This is a genomic window from Thiothrix fructosivorans (genome assembly GCF_017349355.1).
Classification (GTDB): Bacteria; Pseudomonadota; Gammaproteobacteria; order Thiotrichales; family Thiotrichaceae; genus Thiothrix; species Thiothrix fructosivorans.
In genome coordinates, this window is sequence record NZ_JAFMPM010000008.1 from 57,410 (window position 1) to 73,647 (window position 16,238).

At 53.0% G+C, this 16,238-nt stretch carries 21 protein-coding genes; all 21 read left to right on the top strand.

Translation table 11 applies throughout. The features are described 5' to 3' along the window. Positions 1 to 55: 55 nt before the first annotated feature. The 21 genes from J1836_RS14570 (at position 56) to J1836_RS14670 (ending at position 16,165) form a co-directional block, all read left to right on the top strand. Entirely contained in the window at positions 56 to 478 is a 423-nt protein-coding gene (locus J1836_RS14570) for a c-type cytochrome (RefSeq protein ID WP_207251879.1), read from the top strand. Next, complete coding sequence (locus J1836_RS14575; protein ID WP_207251880.1) at positions 478 to 1,728, top strand: FAD-dependent oxidoreductase; 1,251 nt, start codon at positions 478 to 480, stop codon at positions 1,726 to 1,728. Before J1836_RS14570 ends, J1836_RS14575 begins: the two co-directional genes overlap by 1 nt. A 119-nt stretch (positions 1,729 to 1,847) precedes the next feature. Beyond that, on the top strand, positions 1,848 to 2,195 hold the full coding sequence (locus J1836_RS14580; protein WP_207251881.1) for a hypothetical protein: 348 nt from the start codon (positions 1,848 to 1,850) through the stop codon (positions 2,193 to 2,195). Between the two features lie 18 nt (positions 2,196 to 2,213). After that, entirely contained in the window at positions 2,214 to 3,791 is a 1,578-nt protein-coding gene (gene tnpC / locus J1836_RS14585; RefSeq protein WP_242632653.1) for an IS66 family transposase, read from the top strand. Continuing rightward, positions 3,754 to 4,029, top strand: a complete 276-nt coding sequence (locus tag J1836_RS14590; protein ID WP_242632863.1) for a helix-turn-helix transcriptional regulator — start codon at positions 3,754 to 3,756, stop codon at positions 4,027 to 4,029. The genes tnpC and J1836_RS14590 overlap by 38 nt, the downstream gene beginning before the upstream one ends. A 136-nt stretch (positions 4,030 to 4,165) precedes the next feature. After that, the gene (locus J1836_RS14595; protein ID WP_207251883.1) at positions 4,166 to 4,579 is read left to right on the top strand and encodes a DUF1924 domain-containing protein; all 414 of its coding nucleotides are present in this window, start codon (positions 4,166 to 4,168) and stop codon (positions 4,577 to 4,579) included. 10 nt (positions 4,580 to 4,589) lie between these two features. After that, on the top strand, positions 4,590 to 5,120 hold the full coding sequence (locus tag J1836_RS14600; RefSeq protein ID WP_207251884.1) for a diheme cytochrome c: 531 nt from the start codon (positions 4,590 to 4,592) through the stop codon (positions 5,118 to 5,120). Between the two features lie 12 nt (positions 5,121 to 5,132). After that, positions 5,133 to 5,750, top strand: a complete 618-nt coding sequence (locus tag J1836_RS14605; RefSeq protein WP_207251885.1) for a cytochrome b/b6 domain-containing protein — start codon at positions 5,133 to 5,135, stop codon at positions 5,748 to 5,750. Then, complete coding sequence (locus J1836_RS14610; protein ID WP_207251886.1) at positions 5,747 to 6,019, top strand: hypothetical protein; 273 nt, start codon at positions 5,747 to 5,749, stop codon at positions 6,017 to 6,019. Before J1836_RS14605 ends, J1836_RS14610 begins: the two co-directional genes overlap by 4 nt. Then, positions 5,976 to 6,467 carry a ZIP family metal transporter gene (locus tag J1836_RS14615; protein ID WP_207251887.1) on the top strand — a complete coding sequence of 164 codons (492 nt, stop codon included), beginning with the start codon at positions 5,976 to 5,978 and terminating at the stop codon, positions 6,465 to 6,467. Before J1836_RS14610 ends, J1836_RS14615 begins: the two co-directional genes overlap by 44 nt. A gap of 5 nt (positions 6,468 to 6,472) precedes the next feature. Beyond that, entirely contained in the window at positions 6,473 to 7,141 is a 669-nt protein-coding gene (locus tag J1836_RS14620; protein ID WP_207251888.1) for a response regulator, read from the top strand. 1 nt (position 7,142) lies between these two features. Further along, on the top strand, positions 7,143 to 8,252 hold the full coding sequence (locus J1836_RS14625; protein WP_207251889.1) for an ATP-binding protein: 1,110 nt from the start codon (positions 7,143 to 7,145) through the stop codon (positions 8,250 to 8,252). A gap of 145 nt (positions 8,253 to 8,397) precedes the next feature. Further along, a complete protein-coding gene (locus J1836_RS14630) occupies positions 8,398 to 8,700 on the top strand; it encodes a c-type cytochrome (protein ID WP_207251890.1) in 303 nt (100 codons plus the stop codon). 12 nt (positions 8,701 to 8,712) lie between these two features. Then, positions 8,713 to 9,999: an FAD-dependent oxidoreductase gene (locus J1836_RS14635; RefSeq protein WP_207251891.1), complete on the top strand. Its 1,287-nt coding sequence runs from the start codon at positions 8,713 to 8,715 to the stop codon at positions 9,997 to 9,999. Positions 10,000 to 10,126: 127 nt separating this feature from the next. Beyond that, a complete protein-coding gene (locus J1836_RS14640) occupies positions 10,127 to 10,852 on the top strand; it encodes a DUF2202 domain-containing protein (RefSeq protein ID WP_207251892.1) in 726 nt (241 codons plus the stop codon). A 28-nt stretch (positions 10,853 to 10,880) separates the two neighbouring features. Then, positions 10,881 to 11,561 carry a DUF2202 domain-containing protein gene (locus J1836_RS14645; RefSeq protein WP_207251893.1) on the top strand — a complete coding sequence of 227 codons (681 nt, stop codon included), beginning with the start codon at positions 10,881 to 10,883 and terminating at the stop codon, positions 11,559 to 11,561. Between the two features lie 129 nt (positions 11,562 to 11,690). Further along, a complete protein-coding gene (locus J1836_RS14650) occupies positions 11,691 to 13,238 on the top strand; it encodes a hypothetical protein (protein WP_207251894.1) in 1,548 nt (515 codons plus the stop codon). 75 nt (positions 13,239 to 13,313) lie between these two features. Continuing rightward, positions 13,314 to 13,961 carry a hypothetical protein gene (locus J1836_RS14655; RefSeq protein WP_207251895.1) on the top strand — a complete coding sequence of 216 codons (648 nt, stop codon included), beginning with the start codon at positions 13,314 to 13,316 and terminating at the stop codon, positions 13,959 to 13,961. Between the two features lie 19 nt (positions 13,962 to 13,980). After that, positions 13,981 to 14,445, top strand: a complete 465-nt coding sequence (locus tag J1836_RS14660) for a c-type cytochrome (protein WP_207251896.1) — start codon at positions 13,981 to 13,983, stop codon at positions 14,443 to 14,445. Positions 14,446 to 14,468: 23 nt separating this feature from the next. Further along, positions 14,469 to 15,158, top strand: coding sequence for a response regulator transcription factor (locus tag J1836_RS14665; protein ID WP_207251897.1), 690 nt, complete (start codon positions 14,469 to 14,471; stop codon positions 15,156 to 15,158). Then, on the top strand, positions 15,155 to 16,165 hold the full coding sequence (locus tag J1836_RS14670; protein ID WP_207251898.1) for a sensor histidine kinase: 1,011 nt from the start codon (positions 15,155 to 15,157) through the stop codon (positions 16,163 to 16,165). The genes J1836_RS14665 and J1836_RS14670 overlap by 4 nt, the downstream gene beginning before the upstream one ends. Positions 16,166 to 16,238: the final 73 nt, after the last annotated feature.

A 16,238-nucleotide genomic window follows, 5' to 3' on the forward strand; every position in this document is an offset into this window, starting at 1 on the left:
AACTCACCCAGTGATTGGGTAAGCACTTTGGTAAATGGCAAATGGAGAAATATTCATGAAAGCCAGTATAAACATTCCCTTAGCACTTGCGCTAGGGGTGTTGCTGACGGCTTGCGGCGGTGGTGGAAGTTCTACCACGACGACAAGCGGTAATGATAATGATGGTACTACGACGACCACAACAGGTACAACCACCACCGCTAGTGGTAGTACTGCCCCCAATATTGCAGCCCCCGATGGCGCACGTTTACTCGCTTCGCAATGTTTTCAGTGCCACGGCATGAACGGTGTTTCTGCCAGCGGAATTGAGAGCATTGCGGGTGATTCTGCTGCGGATTTGGTGTCGGAAATGCTGGAAATGAAATACAGCACCAAAATCGACATCATGCACTATCAGGCCAAGGGTTATAGCGAAGACGAAATTCGCTCAATGGCGACGTATATCGCTGCTTTACCTAAAAGTGGAGGGACTAACTAATGTCTAGTTTAAATCGTCGTCAATTTTTGCAATCACTAGGCTTAGCATCGGCAGCGACCGCAGCGATAGCTTTTCCGGGCATTATTACAGCGGCTACCACGCGCCCACACGTTGTGGTTATCGGGGGTGGTTTTGCAGGGGCAACGGCTGCAAAATATTTGCGCTACTGGTCAAGCGCTGTGGATGTGACGTTGGTTGAACCCAATGCTACGTATTACTCGCCGATCCTCAGCAATCTGGTATTAAACAACCAGCGCAATTTGGGGCAAATCAGCTTTAATTACAACACACTGGCTTCCAAGTACGGGATTAAAGTCGTAAACGATTGGGTGGATGCTATTAACGCGCCCAACCAAACTGTGAACTTGCGTAGCGGCACGACTTTGGCGTATGACCGCTTGATTATTGCACCGGGTATCCAGTTCATGGATGTGCCAGGTTTAGACAGCAATAAAGTGCCACACGCATGGAAAGCGGGGGCGCAAACTACCTTGCTGCAACAACAATTGGCGGCAATGCCAGCGGGGGGCACGTTTGTGATGACCATTCCCGCCGCGCCGTACCGTTGCCCGCCGGGGCCGTATGAACGCGCTTGTGTGGTGGCGGATTGGTTACGTACCAATAAACCCGGTTCTAAAGTCGTGGTGTTGGATGCAAATGCGTCGATTATCGTCGAGCCAGCGATTTTCGGGGCGGCGTTTACTGAATACGGCGTGCAATACGTGCCGAATGCGGCGTTGCAGGGCGTGGATTCCGACGCGAAAATTGCACACAGCAGTGCGGGCGATTTCAAAGCGGATGTGCTCAACGTGATTCCGCCGCAAAGTGCGGGTTCGATTGTGTTGCAATCCGGTTTGGCGAATGTGGGTGGGCGTTGGGCGGGTGTGAATCCGTTGAGTTACGAGTCAACGGCAGTACCGAACATCCATATTATTGGTGATTCGCAAGGCACAGGTCAGCCGAAAGCAGGGCATATTGCCAATGCGGAAGCCAAAGTGTGTGCGGATGCGATATTGCGTCTGTTGTCCGGCGGTCAGCCTTACGCAGCACCGGTAACCAATTCGGCGTGTTACAGCCCGATTTCTGCGACGACTGCATCATGGTTGACGGCGGTTTATGCGTATGACCAAGCCAGTGGCACGATGAAGGTTGTCCCAGAATCGTTTGGTGCAGCGGCAGCCCCTAGTGCCAAATATTACAGTCGCATGTTTGATTGGACGACGAATTTGTTTAACGACACGTTCGCTTAATAGTGACAATGACACGATAAAAAAAGCCCCGTTGTTACGGCAGCGGGGTAGCACATGCGTAAGGGAGAAAACCACCCCATGTTTTCATACAGTACCCACCCACGGAAGGAGATTCGCTAATGCCACGTACTCATGAACTGCTATTTATCAGTCTATTAATTATTATTATAATTTTGAATATGCGCGATTTTTATTACGATTACGGTGAATATCAAGAAGGCAAGTACAGCTTGTTGAGTCTTGCATTGGAATCATTTGTTATTGTCGCGTCGACACTCGGTATTGCCTTTCTCATTCATGTCATTCATGGCAGGATGCAGGAAGTTGAAGTATTGCGCCATCAATTAAAAACTACCCATAAAAATATCAACGAACTTAATCAGAATCTCAGTCAAATGAACGACAAAATGCGTCAAGCCAGTCGTCAATACGTAACTGAACAGTCCCCCCTTACCCAAACGCACTAAATTTGCGACACTCCCCCGATGACCCAACAACTGAAAGACCACAGCCTCAAACAGCTTAACAGCCAGTACCTTGCCAAGCTCACGCCGGAGGAACTGCTGCACCTGTCGACCAAGTTGTTGCATGACCTGAAAGAAGCGCGGGAACAGATCAACCAAAACTCCAACAACTCCTCCAAACCACCCAGCAGCGGTTTCCCGTGGGAAACGTCACCCAAAACGGTGGCTTTGCCCGAAACAGAAGGGGTGGGTGCAGCCAGAGGAAAGCCAACCCCGGAACCAGAAGCTGTGGCGGGCACAAAGCCAGCCCAACCAGCCAAACGCAAAGCGGGTAAACAACCCGGCGCACCGGGTTATGGTCGGGTATGGCATCCGCCCATCAATGCAGACGAACACCATTACCCCAGCCGATGTGAAGCCTGTGGCAGGTCCCTGGATGCGGCTGTCTCCCGTATTTATACCGCCTATGACAGTGTGGACATCCAGTTTGGCACGGATGGGAACCCCGGACTGACCGTCATCACCACCCGCCACCACCTTCACGATAGCGTATGCACCTGCGGTCATGTGAGCCGCCATATCCCGCATCGCCAAGCTCCCGACCCGTTATACCCGGAGGTTGATGTGGGCGAGTGGCGGCTGATTGGGGGCAATCTGGCGGCACTTATTGTCCACCTACGGCTGCGCTCACGCTTGTCACTGCGTGGCACACAAGAACTGTTGCGGGAGGTGTTGGGCATTCCCCTAAGTGTCGGGGTGTTGCAGCAATGTTTTGAGGAAGCAGCCGCGAGTGCTTCTCCATTGGAAGATGCCTTGGTGGAAGGGCTGTTGGCAGAAGCCACCGCTGACGGCGGGGTGCTGTATATTGATGAAACCTCTTGGAAAGAGCGTGGCGAAGCCCTGTGGCTATGGACATTCGTCACCACCCTCAGCGTTTGTTTCTACGTAGGGCAGCGCACCATTGAAATGCTCGACAACGTGATTAGCCCCCACTTTGGGGGCTGGCTGATGAGTGATGGCTATGCCGCTTACCGCCACCACCCCAAACGCTTGCGTTGCTGGGCGCACCTGATCCGCAAAGCCCGTGGGCTGGCAGAATCACTGGACAAAGACGGGCGGACGTTTGGCAACTTCACCCTCGCTTGGCTGAGGGTATTACAGGACGACATTTACGCTTGGCGGGCAGCAGGCGGCACGGTGGGGACGCAAACCGACGTGATCCGTCAACGCCATCAGGCAAAACTCCTGGAATTCAGGGCATTATGCTTGATCCATGCCGTATCTGCCCATGACAAGACGGCGGCACTGGCGAAAGAGTTCATCAATGATTGGGATGCCATTTTCCGAATCCTTGACCACCCGTGGCTTCCCTTGACCAATAATGAGGCTGAGCGGGCGTTGCGCCATTGGGTGATCCTGCGCAAAACCAACCATGGCACAAAGAGTGCTACGGGGAGCCGTGCGTTTGCCATGCTGGCCAGCATCATCGGTACTTGCCGCAAACGTGGACAGTCTGCCTTGGCTTATCTTGCCAGTGTTATTACCGCTGCCCGCGCTGGCTTTGCCCTGCCCGCTTTACCGCAAGGGGTGGGGATGTGATCAATTACGTCAATACAGCGAAGTGATTCAAGAACAGCTTACGACATGGGAATTCACCCCCAGCGAAAAAGAAATTGCCTTATTACTACTGAAAGGCTTGAGTTTTGAAGAAATTGCCGGTATTCGCGATGCTAAGGAAAAGACCGTGCGCCAACAGGCGACCGCTATTTACCGCAAATCGGGTTTGAATGGTCGGCATGAATTCGCCGCTTGGTTTTTCGAGGATTTTTTACATTAATAAAGACAAAACGGATAGTTTCACTAGTTTGAATCTGGTGATCGACTTTTAGGTGTTCGAGGTTGCCATCGCTTAAGGGTTATTTAAGGATAACGGCGCAACATCACCCTTGTTATTCATGTAATGAGGTATTTTTATGTTGCGCACCCACTATTGGCAGGCTATTGCAGTCTGCACGCTTCTTCTGACCGCACCTGTCATGGCAGAAACCCCGCAAGAAATCCTCGATGGCTTCACCGCACAAGCCAAGACCGAAGCACCTGATTTCAAGGGTTTTGATGCCGAGCGCGGTAAGCTGTTTTTCAACAATACCCACGGTAATGACTGGAGCTGTGCCAGTTGCCACACCTCAAATCCCGCTGATGTGGGCAAGCACGCCAAAACCGATAAGGCGATTGATCCGTTAGCCCCTTCCGCCAATGCCGAGCGTTTTACTGACCCGAAAAAGGTCGCCAAGTGGTTCAAACGCAACTGTGGCGATGTGCTGGATCGTGAGTGCACTTCGCTGGAAAAGGGTGATGTGCTGACGTATTTAATGGCGATCAAGTAAGGAGTTCCCCATGTTATTCAAAGCAAAAAAATCAACGTTGGCTATCACATTGGCGGTGCTGATGCTGTCTGGTTTTGGGGCGATGCAGGCATTCGGCGACGATGACGAGCGCGGCGAACGCGGTGAACATGACGAAGGTATGAAGGGTGGTTTAATGACCGCCACCAACGCGACGTTCCAAACCGAATGCAGTGCTTGCCACATGGCTTACCCGCCCGGTATGTTGCCCGCCTCCTCTTGGAAGGAAATGATGGGCACGCTGGACAAGCATTTCGATACCGATGCGAGTCTGGATGAGGCGACCGTTGCCGAGATTCTACCTTTCCTCGAACAGAATGCGGCGTCAGAACGTAAAGCGGATAGCGGCGCAAAGCCCGTATTGCGCATTACGGAAACCCGTTGGTTCAAGAATGAACACGATGAAGTTTCGCCCGCAACGTGGAAGCGCGAGTCCATCAAAAGTGCTTCCAACTGCATGGCGTGCCATACCAGCGCGGACAAGGGTGATTTCGACGAAGATAATATCCGCATTCCCAAGTAAGGAGGTTATGCCATGTTACAACGTATCTTGGTGTGGGACGTACCGACGCGGGTGTTCCATTGGACATTAGCGCTGTCGTTTGCTGGCGCGTACCTGACGGCGGAATCGGAACGGTATCGCGACATCCACTTAGCCTTGGGGTATTTGCTGCTGGGGATGATTGCGTTTCGCTTGGTCTGGGGTTTTGTGGGAACGGCTTATGCTCGCTTCGCCGCGTTTGTGTTTAAGCCAGTCGAGGTGGTGCAGTACATGCGTTCGTTGCTGAGTTCGCATCCGCAGCATTATCTGGGGCATAACCCAGCGGGTGCAGTAGCGATTTTCCTGTTGCTGGCGTTGGGTTCGCTGATCAGCATCAGCGGTTTAGGTTTGCATTGGGAATTCGGCGATGAGGATATTTTCGAGGAACTGCACGAAATTGCTGCCAATCTGATGTTGCTGGTGGTGTTCGTCCACATTGCGGGCGTGCTGATTAGCAGCGTGTTGCACAAGGAAAATCTGGTGCGTGCGATGTTTACCGGATACAAGCAAGCGGCGAATGTGGTTAGTATTCCACGTACTTACGCTTGGCTCGGTGTCGTGATGGCGTTGGCGAGTGCAGGATTCTTAATCGCTTACTTAGGATATTCATGAATCAGACGGAATTTTTGTTCATGCTGATCCCCGCGCTGGTGGCGTTGGGTGGTGGGGTACTGGCGATGTATTGGCATCCCAGTCATCAGATGCGCAGCCTGATCCAGCATTTTGCCGCAGGGGTAGTGCTGGCAGCGTTGGCGGTGGAGCTGTTACCGGAAATTGGGCGCGAACATGCTCCCGGCTCGGTGGCTGATTGCGGCGTTTGCGGCGGGAAGCCTGTTCATGTACGGCATGAAACTGTGGACAATGCGTCTGGAGGCGGGTGATGGTCATGCTCCCACCAAAAATGGGCTGGCTTGGGGCTTGCTGGTGGCGACCTTTATTGATATTGCGGTGGATGGTTTCATTATCGGTGCAGGCTTTGCGGCAGGCGGTGAAACGGGGATGATTCTGTCTTTGGGGCTGTCGGTGGAATTGCTGTTCTTGGGACTAGCATTGACGTCGGAAAGTACCAAAGGCTGGCGCATTGTGGCGATTTCTGGAGCATTGGCGGTTACGGTACTGGTGTGTGCGGTGCTGGGGAATATCCTGTTGTCGGGCGCATCCAATGCGGTGATTGCAGCGGCATTGGCATTCAGTGCAGCAGCGTTGCTATACCTTGTGACCGAGGAATTGCTGATCGAAGCACACACGGTGGAAGAACAGCCGATTGCGACACTGGTGTTGTTTAGCGGTTTTCTGGTGTTCTGGAGCATTCAGTTGTCGGGGAGTTAACCCGTATGCGGATTTTGGTGGTGGAAGACGATGCCCTGCTGGGTGATGCGATTCAGGCAGGGCTGAAGCAGTCCGGTGATGCGGTCGATTGGGTGCGGGATGGCATCCAGGCAGATCATGCACTGCTGACAGAAGCTTACGCAGCGGTGGTGCTGGATTTGGGTTTACCACGCCTATCTGGTTTGGAGGTGCTGCAACGTTTGCGCCACCGTCAGTCCACCCTGCCAGTGCTGATCCTCACTGCCCGCGATACGGTGGAAGACCGCATTCAGGGTTTGGATACCGGTGCGGATGATTATCTGGTCAAACCGTTTGATATGGGAGAATTGTCTGCACGCTTGCGAGCCTTGATTCGTCGTGCCAGTGGTTTCGCTACGCCGCTGTTGCAGGTCGGTGGGGTGGAACTTGACCCCGCTGGGCATTGCGTCAGTTATCAGGGCGCAAGTGTTGACCTTTCCTCGCGTGAATTCACCGTGTTGCAGGCATTGATGCTGAATGTCGGTAGGGTGCTATCCCGCGCCCAACTGGAAGACAAGCTGTATGCGTGGGGGCAGGAGGTCGAAAGTAATACCGTGGAAGTCCACATTCACCACCTGCGGCGCAAATTGTACCCCGGCTTGATTGAAACCATTCGCGGCGTGGGCTATCTCATCCCCCGCGACAAGGCGACTTGAGATGTCACTGAAACAACGCCTGCTGCTGTTGGTCTTGGGAGTGGTGACGCTGGTGTGGGGTGGCGTGGCGACGTTCGTCTATTACGATACTCGGCATGAGTTGGATGATGTGTTGGAGCATTATGCTGAGCAAGTTGAGTCGATGTTCAAGCATCGCAAACATGAGCGCGAGGATGATGACGAGGACGGTGACGCGGAATTGCTGGAACTGCGTAACGAATTGGCAGGCAAGATAACCTTCACCTTATTATTTCCCTTGCTGCTGACGCTACCTTTGCTGGCGGGGGTATTGTGGTGGGTGGTGGCGGTGAGTTTGCGTCCGTTGGCGAAGTTGACGCAAGCGGTGGCTAGTCGCCAACCGGACAACCTCGCCCCGCTGGAAGTGGCTGCCCCGCGTGAAGTCATGCCGCTGATCGAACGCCTCAACCACCTGTTCGCCCGCACCGGCAAGCTGATCGAAAACGAGCGCCGTTTTACCGCCGATGCTGCCCACGAATTACGCACCCCGATGGCTGCCATTAAAGCGCAAGTGCAAGTGGCGCAAGGTGCGACGGATAAGGCAGGGCGTAACCGTGCGCTGGATAATGCGATTCAGGGTTGCAACCGTGCCACCCATTTGATTGGGCAATTACTGACGCTGGCACGGCTGGAAAGTGCCGATACCGCCAACTTACAACTTTGCCCATTGCGAGCATTGGCGGCGGAAGTGATGGCAGAGCTTGCGCCCAAAGCCTTGGAATCTGGGGTACGCTTGGAATTGCTGGACGGTGAAAACATCAGCGTCAAGGGTCTGCCTGCCTTGTTACAGGTGATGCTACGCAACTTGTTGGATAACGCGGTGCGTTACTCGCCAGCCGGTACGCAGGTGGTGGTAGCTATTGGGCAGCGGCAGGGCAAGCCTTACCTGAGTGTCAGTGATGATGGTTGTGGTTTGCCGGAGGAAGAATTGGCGAAGATTTCGCAGCGGTTTTACCGCCCGTTAGGTACATCTGCCAGCGGTAGCGGGCTGGGGCTTTCCATCGTGCAGCGTATTGCGGAAATTCATCAGGCGGAGGTGCAAATCGTTACAGGTGTCGATGAGCGCGGTTTGCAGGTCACCGTGCGCTTTTAAGGCATTCAGTCAGCGTATAGGACAAATGTCTTATGTGATTTGTCTAACTTTTTTATAGATTTGATGTATGGTATGCCCGATGCAAGTTAATGAATTTTCATCATAAACTGGCAGCTTCGATAACCACATAAAAGAGGCAACCCCCATGAAACACTTATTGACTACAATAGTAGCCGTATCTGTGCTGCTCCCCGCTTTGGCTTCCGCCAACCCCGCCACGCTCAATCACCCCGGACGGCTTCTCGCCTCGAATTGTTTCCAATGCCACGGCACGGACGGTTACGGCATGGAACATCTGGCAGGCGAACGCGCGTCCGAAATTTCAGGTGAATTGATGGAAATGCAGTTCGAGCCAGCACGTCAGGACATTATGGCTGTCCATGCGCAGGCTTACACGGCAGAAGAAATCAACCTGATTGCCGACTATTTTTCCAAACAACCTAAATAAGAGGGGCGGGCTATGCAACGCAGAGACTTTTTACGTTTACTCGGTACGGGTGTAGCATTGGGCATGATGGCACCGTTTGCTGATGTTTTGGCTGCTGGCAGTGTGACCATGCCGGGAAATACCGGCGCTAATGGCAGGGTCGTGGTGATTGGTGGCGGCATGGCGGGGACAACCGTCGCCAAATACTTACGCTTGTGGGGCGGAACAGGGGTGCAAGTCACCTTGGTTGAACCTAACCCGACCTATATTTCCAATATTTTCAGCAACAAAGTGCTGACGGGTGAGCGCACCCTCACGCAGTTGTCGTACAAATACGGCACGCTGACCAGCAAGTACGGCGTTAAGTTGATTACCAAATCCGTCACCGCGATTGATTACGTCGGTCAGCAAGTCACGCTCAACGATGGCAGCAAACTGCCTTACGACCGTTTGGTGATTGCCCCCGGTGTGGCGTTTGATGCACTGCCGATGTCCGGCACAGCGGCGGCGCAGGCGAAAGTGGTACACGCATGGCAAGCGGGTGTGCAAACCACGTCACTGCAAACCCAGATCAAGGCCATGACCAAAGCGGATACCTTCATTCTGACTATTCCAGCAAAACCGTACCGTTGCCCACCGGGGCCGTATGAACGTGCTTGTGTGGTAGCAGATTACCTGACCCGTACCAAGAAGGGCGGCAAAGTCGTGGTATTGGATGCCAACCCCGGTATTCAGGCAGAAGTGGAAAACTTCACCAATGCTTTCAAGAATATCCACAAGAACATCACCTATGTCCCGAATGCCAGCATTAGCAGTATTGACGCGAATACCGGCACGGTCAACACCAGTGCGGGTGCATTCAAGGGCAAGGTGATTAATGCGATTCCACCGCACCGCGCAGGCAAGATCATTACCGATAACCCACTGCTAGCGAATGTTGGCGGGCGTTGGGCAGGTGTGAATGTGCTGAGCTATGAATCCGCGCTTCCCAAAATCCATGTGATCGGTGATGCTGCGGCAACGACACAGCCGAAAGCAGGGCATATCGCCAATGCTGAAGCGAAAGTGTGTGCGGATGCGATTGTGCATTTGTTGCGTGGTGAAGCGGTGAATCCGTCGCCGATGACGAATTCAGCTTGCTATACACCGATTACTAGCACGACTGCTTCGTGGTTGTCAGTGGTTTACCGTTACGATCCGGTGACAGGCACGATGTTGCCAACGGGTAATGGCGTGACCGAATCCAGCGGTATCAACAAGGATAACCACGAAGAAATGCTCAAATGGTTCAGTAACTTGATGTCGGATACCTTCGCATAATATCTCCCTAGTTTTTTGTTTGAGAGCCTTGACAGCCACCCACTCGCGGTGGCTGTTTTTTTCAGCTTCATTTCAGATTGCCCCCTTAACATGCTCCTTAACGAATCATTGATAAGGAGTATATCCAATGAAAACACTTAAAACGCTGAGCAGTGTGGTGCTGATGTGTGGCTTGCTGGCAGGTTGTGGCAGCGATAGTGCTGCTGCCAGCCTTACCGATACGACGGCTAGTAGTACCACGGCAATTACACCAACCACCGCTAGCAGTACAACCAGTGCAACGGGTACGGTAACAACGACGCTTGCTACCCAGTCATCGTTGAGCACCACGGAAACCGCCACGCTGCTATTCGTGCGCGAAGAGGAAAAGCTGGCACGCGATGTTTACCTGAGCTTGAATGATAAATGGGCGCAAAAGGTTTTCCTGAACATCGCCACCAAGAGCGAACAGCAACACATGGATGTCATGGGAACGTTGGTGGCTACGTACAACTTGCAAGACCCTGTACTGGATAACACCATCGGCGCATTTACCGACCCCGTGTTGTTGGGTTTGTATCAGGATTTGGTGATGCGTGGTTCAACCTCACTCGTTGAGGGTTTGCAGGTTGGTGGCTTCATCGAAGAATTCGACATCAACGATTTACAGGAAGCGATTGCTGAAGCCCAAGCAGGCACAAACCCTGCTGACATCATTGTGGCTTACACCAATTTGATGTGCGGTTCGCGTAATCATCTGCGGGCATTCGTGGGGCAACTGGCAAACAATGGCGTGAAGTATCAAGCGCAAGTCGTCCCGCAAGCTACCGTCGATGCGATTGTAAACAGCCCTGAAGAACAGTGCGGCAAGTAATAAAGCATAACGACAAGGAGAGATTCTCATGACATTCCGTAAAACACTTATTGCAGGCATGGTTGCCATTGCTTGCACAGGTCTACTGACCACGCCCACGTTTGCCAAAGGCAACGGGCAGCAAGCGCAAGCAACGACGGCGCAAGCTCAGGTATTAAGTACCGCTGAAACCCAGTCTCTGCGTTTCATGCGCGAGGAAGAAAAATTGGCACGGGATGCGTACATCGCGCTGTATCGCCAATGGCAATTGCCGGTGTTTAACAATATTTCCCAATCTGAACAGCAACATACCGATAAAGTTAAAGCCTTGCTACAAACCTACCGCATTGCTGACCCTGTAACCAATGATGCCGTCGGCGTTTTCCAGAATACGGATTTGGCAGCCTTGTACGCAACGCTAATGGCGCGAGGGCAAACCTCCGCACTGGATGCGCTGTACGTCGGTGCGTTGATTGAGGAAGTCGATATTGTGGACTTGCAAAAATCCATGCGCGAAACCACCCGCCCCGATATTCTCAACACTTACGATAATTTGATGCGAGCGTCACGCAATCACCTACGGGCGTTTGTTGGGCAGATTCAAAGCAAAGGTGTCGCGTATGTGGCGCAAACCATGCCACAAGCGGAAGTCGATGCCATCGTGAATAGCCCGAACGAGCGCGGCGGACAAGGTGGTGGACGTGGCAATGGGCAAGGACGCGGGCGTTAATAAGCTAACGCAACCTCATCCGACAAATGTCTTATAAGCATCATTAGTGCAGAAATAACAGTGTAGGCAGTCCATCCGCTACCTACACTGTTAACGTCTTCATAATAATTTGATCGGAGTGTTACCGCTATGCAATACCGTATTGTTTTCCCGACCTTATTGGCGACCTTGAGCCTGTTTGCTTGCAATAATTCAGACAGCCCCGCGAACCTCGCCACTGATACCACCACACTGAGCAGCACCCCCACGACAGGCATGACCCCCGCATTGACAGCGGAAATGGCGCAAGTGAGCCGTGCTTACGTGCCTGCCTTGTTTTACACCAATAACACGGCCGCCCCACTGCCGATTGCCGCCGCAGGCAAAGCCGCCCTGAGCCGCTTGGATAGTCGTTGGCAAGCCTTCGTGGTCAACAGTGCCGCCACGTTTCCACCCGCGACCACTGCCAAACCTGCCGTGGATACGCATCTATTAGCCGCCAATAATACGCTGGATCAAGTCAGCACATACCCCGCCGATTTGAGTGCTGCCCACGAACATCTCGAAGACATCCGCACCGTTATGCTGCAAATGCGCCGTGATAATGGCATTGATGATGTCATGGATACCCTGACGTTGGCGCATCGGAGCATGGGCGATGTGGTCGCCGCTTTCACGGGTGCAACCACGCCAGCCTTGCTGACACAGCAACACAAAGCCGATTTGACCGTGCAACTTGCCAATTACACCAGCGCCTTTAACACCTTGGCAGCACGCAAGATTGACAGCGAGCTATTCGGTTTTTCCCCCGCCAAAACCCAAGGGATACAAGCCGCTGTAAGCGCTTCCAAGCAAAATAATACGGCACTGCAAGACGCGCTCTTGCTCAATGATAATGCCGCTATTCTAGCCTCCGCCAACAAAGTGAAGCCGTTGTTTGTGAAATTGTTTCTCGCGTATGGCGATTTTCTCAGCCCTTCTGCGCCGCAATGGGTCGCGTTTGATCAAGCCTACATCCCCGCCTTATTTGCCAGTAATAACACCGTCGCCACCTTTGAAAATGTGCAAGCCGCCCAAACCGCGTTAACCGCCTTGGAAACTCGTTGGAATGTGTTGGGTTCAGCCACCACGTCCAGCCGTTATCCCGTGACCTTGCAAACTCCACTCAATTGGACAACGTATTTCAGCGCAATCAATGCCAATATTGCCGCCTCAAAAACCGCGTTGGAGGCAGCCTTGGCAGCAGGTGATTTCCCCACCGATATAACGCCCGCTCACGAGCCGCTGGAAGATATTCGGATGCAATTGCTGGCACTGCGTACCTTGGAAAATTATGAGTGGGTGATGGATCCGATCACCCGTTACCATCACGGTTTTGAGCCTGCACTGACAGCGGTGAAGAATGTGGTGGATGGCAGCCAATTGACCGCTGAAATCACCGCGATTATTGTGCAAACCTTGCCAGTCTTGCAGGCTGAAATGCCGAAAATGGTGACAGCCGTGCAACAGCTTGACCCCACGCTCTACGCGTTCAGTGCCGAAAAACAGGCTGCCCTAAATACTTCCCTGACCGCCCAAACCCAAAATCTGGCAGCCTTAGCCGCCGCGTTGACGGCAAATGATGCCACGGCAATTGTGGCGCGTACCAAACAAGTGAAAGCCTTGTTTGTGCCATTTTTCCTCCAGTTTGGCGGATAGATTTTTCAGCTTCATTTCAGGTTGAGCCGTTACAGTCTCGCGCTTTTCGTAAAATAGATAATGGGATTGTTCCGCATGAAAATGAAAAAAAGTATGGCTGTAGGGTATGTGGTCGCGTTGTGTTCCGTATTGGTACTCGTCGGGTGTGGCGCTGGTGATGGCGGCAGTGGCAACAGCACCGGCGGTAATGGTGGGGGTGGCGCACCCACCGAGTCTTACATTGATTACCTTGCCAGCCATCATGCGGCTTACACCAATACGGGTACGGCGGAAAATCCGAGCGCCCGCTTTGACGATACCAGCTATTCCTTATCATGGCTGATTGCCACCCAAACGGCAGAACAAGCTGAAAACCTTCAGAAACACATCGAGTTCATGGGAACAGCGATGGAGAATGGTGGTAATCCCCGTGAGTGGGATAAGTTGTTTTTAGCGGATGCCTACATGAAAACCGAACACCGTTATGAAACGCGTGTGTCGGTTTCTGGATATACTGTCTTGGTTGAAAAAGTGGCTACCGATGCGTGCGCTTATCAGCTTTTAAAAGCTCATGCGACGGGTATCAGTGGTCAGTTTTTTGAAGGCAATATCAAAGTGGATTTCAGCCCACTCGCCGAAGCTGTCATTGCCAGTGAAGCGTGTACGACTGACCGTAGTGCTATCGAGACGTACATTGCGGCACGGTTGAAACCCGTTCCCAAGGGTATTCAGAAAAACAGTTGAACATGGAGAAATATGACCGATGAAAAAAATCTACCTACCATTAATTGCCGTGGCGTTCCTCTCAGCGTGTTTCTCGCCGGAACACAAGCAACATGGCGCACAAGGTCAAGCAGCAACGCTTGATTTGGCGACGATGGAGCACCCCGGTGCAAAAGTGTTCCAGTCGGCGTGCGTATCGTGCCACGCGCTTGGCGGCAAGGCGGGTGGGATTGCGCCACCTGCGTTTGGCATGAAAGATCATGTAAAAAAGGCGTTCCCTGCGCGTGAGGCGTTTGTTGCGCATTTGGTGAAATGGGTGAAAGCGCCTAATGCCACTGATGCCATCATGACGGGTGCGGTGAAACAGTTTGGATTGATGCCCGCTATGCCGCAGCTCAGCGATGCCGATCTGACGGCGGTGGCGCAATTCTTGTACGATACGGATTTAGGTGAACCTGATTGGTACAAAGCGCATTATGAAGCAGAGCATGGTAAACAACCGTGAGTGTGTAGCGATAAGGATGGCTTATGCGCTTGCTATTGGTTGAAGATGACAGTGAACTCAGCAGCAGTTTGCACACCCGTTTGAAGCGTGAAGGCTTCGCCGTCGACATCGCCAGCAATGGCGTGGACGGCGAATTCATGGGCGACGAAACGCCTTACGATGCGGTGATTCTCGACCTCGGTTTGCCGCAACGCAGCGGGCTGGAAGTCTTGCAACATTGGCGGCAACGCAGCAATCGCGTGCCAGTGATTGTGCTGACTGCCCGCGATGCTTGGCACGAACGGGTGGATGGTTTTAAAGCGGGGGCGGACGATTACCTCGGCAAGCCGTTTCACTTTGAGGAATTGCTGGTGCGGGTGCAGGCATTGATTCGCCGCAATTTGCAAGCGGCTGTCCCCGACCAAAAGCTGCATTGCTGCGGCTTGCAATTAGATGAGGCACACCAGCAAGTGACCACGCCCGTCGGTGAGGTATTCGAGTTGACGGGGACAGAATTTCGCTTGCTGCGCTATTTTATGTTGCACCCCGGTCGGATTCTTACCAAATCACGCTTGACCGAACACGTCTACGAGCAAGATTTTGACCGTGATAGCAATGTGATCGAAGTCTACGTGCGCCATTTGCGCCGCAAGTTGGGTGATTGGCGCATTCAAACACGGCGCGGGCAGGGTTACATTTTCATCGACCCCGCTAAGCCGGAGTTGCCACTATGAAATCACTTGAACGCCAGTTACAGGTCAATCTTGCGGTTATTTTGGTGCTGGTGATGGCGCTGATTTGGGGCGTAGGCTTGGCTTTGCCGTGGTTCTTTGCGGAGACGCAAACGCTGCATTCACTTGATGTATCGGAAACACCCCATCATCCGCAGCGTTTCAAATGGCTGTTCCCCTTTCTGGCGGCGGGTGGCATTACGCTGATTTTAGCGATTCAAAGCATGGTCATCCGCCGCACGTTTCGCCGCCTTGACGCGATTCGTGCTGAGCTTCGGCAACTGGAAGCAGGCAATGTGGCAAAGCTAAACGAAGCTGTTCCTACCGAAATTGAGCCGATCATTAAGGAATTGAACCACCTGTTGAGCTTGATGCAGGAACGTTTGGAACGTTCCCGTAATGCCTTGGGTAATCTTGCACACGCCTTGAAAACGCCGCTGAATTTGCTGGCGCAACACCTTGATACTGCCACACCGGATGCTGCCACCAACCAGCAGGCATTACTGCAAACCGAACGTATTCGCCAATTGACCGAACGCGAACTCAAACGTGCGCGGCTAGCAGGTTTGGGCAATACCACGCAACGCTTTGATCCGCTTGAGGAATTGCCGGTGTTGGTGGAGGTGTTGGCGCGAGTACACCAGAAATCCCCGCGCTGCATCACGCTGGCGATTGCGCCCACTATTACGCGTTTCGGTGATCGCGAAGACATGTTGGAACTGCTGGGCAATTTACTGGATAACGCCTGCAAATGGGCACGAGAACAGGTGCATTGCCAGCTTGAAAGCGTAGCTGGGCAAGTGCGTATCACGGTGGAAGACGATGGGGTAGGGCGTACCGATGCTGAGTTGCTGCAACTGACCGAGCGCGGCGTGCGGCTGGATGAAACCGTGGAAGGTCACGGTTTGGGGCTGGCAATTTGCAAGGATATTACCAAGCTGTACGGCGGTACGTTGGTGTTTGGGCGTTCGGCACGGCTGGGCGGTTTGGCGGCAACGGTCACGCTTTAGTCAAGTTTTAGCCAGAAGTCTTGTTGGGTTTGAGCAATTTCTGTAGCACAGTAAGGCGGGTATTTAGGGCAAA

What these genes read in the sequence shown, in the direction of transcription:
- J1836_RS14570 (WP_207251879.1), top strand. Translation starts at nt 56, where the DNA reads ATGAAAGCCAGTATAAACATTCCCTTAGCACTTGCGCTAGGGGTGTTG.
- J1836_RS14575 (WP_207251880.1), top strand. Translation starts at nt 478, where the DNA reads ATGTCTAGTTTAAATCGTCGTCAATTTTTGCAATCACTAGGCTTAGCA.
- J1836_RS14580 (WP_207251881.1), top strand. Translation starts at nt 1,848, where the DNA reads ATGCCACGTACTCATGAACTGCTATTTATCAGTCTATTAATTATTATT.
- tnpC (WP_242632653.1), top strand. Translation starts at nt 2,214, where the DNA reads ATGACCCAACAACTGAAAGACCACAGCCTCAAACAGCTTAACAGCCAG.
- J1836_RS14595 (WP_207251883.1), top strand. Translation starts at nt 4,166, where the DNA reads ATGTTGCGCACCCACTATTGGCAGGCTATTGCAGTCTGCACGCTTCTT.
- J1836_RS14600 (WP_207251884.1), top strand. Translation starts at nt 4,590, where the DNA reads ATGTTATTCAAAGCAAAAAAATCAACGTTGGCTATCACATTGGCGGTG.
- J1836_RS14605 (WP_207251885.1), top strand. Translation starts at nt 5,133, where the DNA reads ATGTTACAACGTATCTTGGTGTGGGACGTACCGACGCGGGTGTTCCAT.
- J1836_RS14610 (WP_207251886.1), top strand. Translation starts at nt 5,747, where the DNA reads ATGAATCAGACGGAATTTTTGTTCATGCTGATCCCCGCGCTGGTGGCG.
- J1836_RS14615 (WP_207251887.1), top strand. Translation starts at nt 5,976, where the DNA reads ATGTACGGCATGAAACTGTGGACAATGCGTCTGGAGGCGGGTGATGGT.
- J1836_RS14620 (WP_207251888.1), top strand. Translation starts at nt 6,473, where the DNA reads ATGCGGATTTTGGTGGTGGAAGACGATGCCCTGCTGGGTGATGCGATT.
- J1836_RS14625 (WP_207251889.1), top strand. Translation starts at nt 7,143, where the DNA reads ATGTCACTGAAACAACGCCTGCTGCTGTTGGTCTTGGGAGTGGTGACG.
- J1836_RS14630 (WP_207251890.1), top strand. Translation starts at nt 8,398, where the DNA reads ATGAAACACTTATTGACTACAATAGTAGCCGTATCTGTGCTGCTCCCC.
- J1836_RS14635 (WP_207251891.1), top strand. Translation starts at nt 8,713, where the DNA reads ATGCAACGCAGAGACTTTTTACGTTTACTCGGTACGGGTGTAGCATTG.
- J1836_RS14640 (WP_207251892.1), top strand. Translation starts at nt 10,127, where the DNA reads ATGAAAACACTTAAAACGCTGAGCAGTGTGGTGCTGATGTGTGGCTTG.
- J1836_RS14645 (WP_207251893.1), top strand. Translation starts at nt 10,881, where the DNA reads ATGACATTCCGTAAAACACTTATTGCAGGCATGGTTGCCATTGCTTGC.
- J1836_RS14650 (WP_207251894.1), top strand. Translation starts at nt 11,691, where the DNA reads ATGCAATACCGTATTGTTTTCCCGACCTTATTGGCGACCTTGAGCCTG.
- J1836_RS14655 (WP_207251895.1), top strand. Translation starts at nt 13,314, where the DNA reads ATGAAAATGAAAAAAAGTATGGCTGTAGGGTATGTGGTCGCGTTGTGT.
- J1836_RS14660 (WP_207251896.1), top strand. Translation starts at nt 13,981, where the DNA reads ATGAAAAAAATCTACCTACCATTAATTGCCGTGGCGTTCCTCTCAGCG.
- J1836_RS14665 (WP_207251897.1), top strand. Translation starts at nt 14,469, where the DNA reads ATGCGCTTGCTATTGGTTGAAGATGACAGTGAACTCAGCAGCAGTTTG.
- J1836_RS14670 (WP_207251898.1), top strand. Translation starts at nt 15,155, where the DNA reads ATGAAATCACTTGAACGCCAGTTACAGGTCAATCTTGCGGTTATTTTG.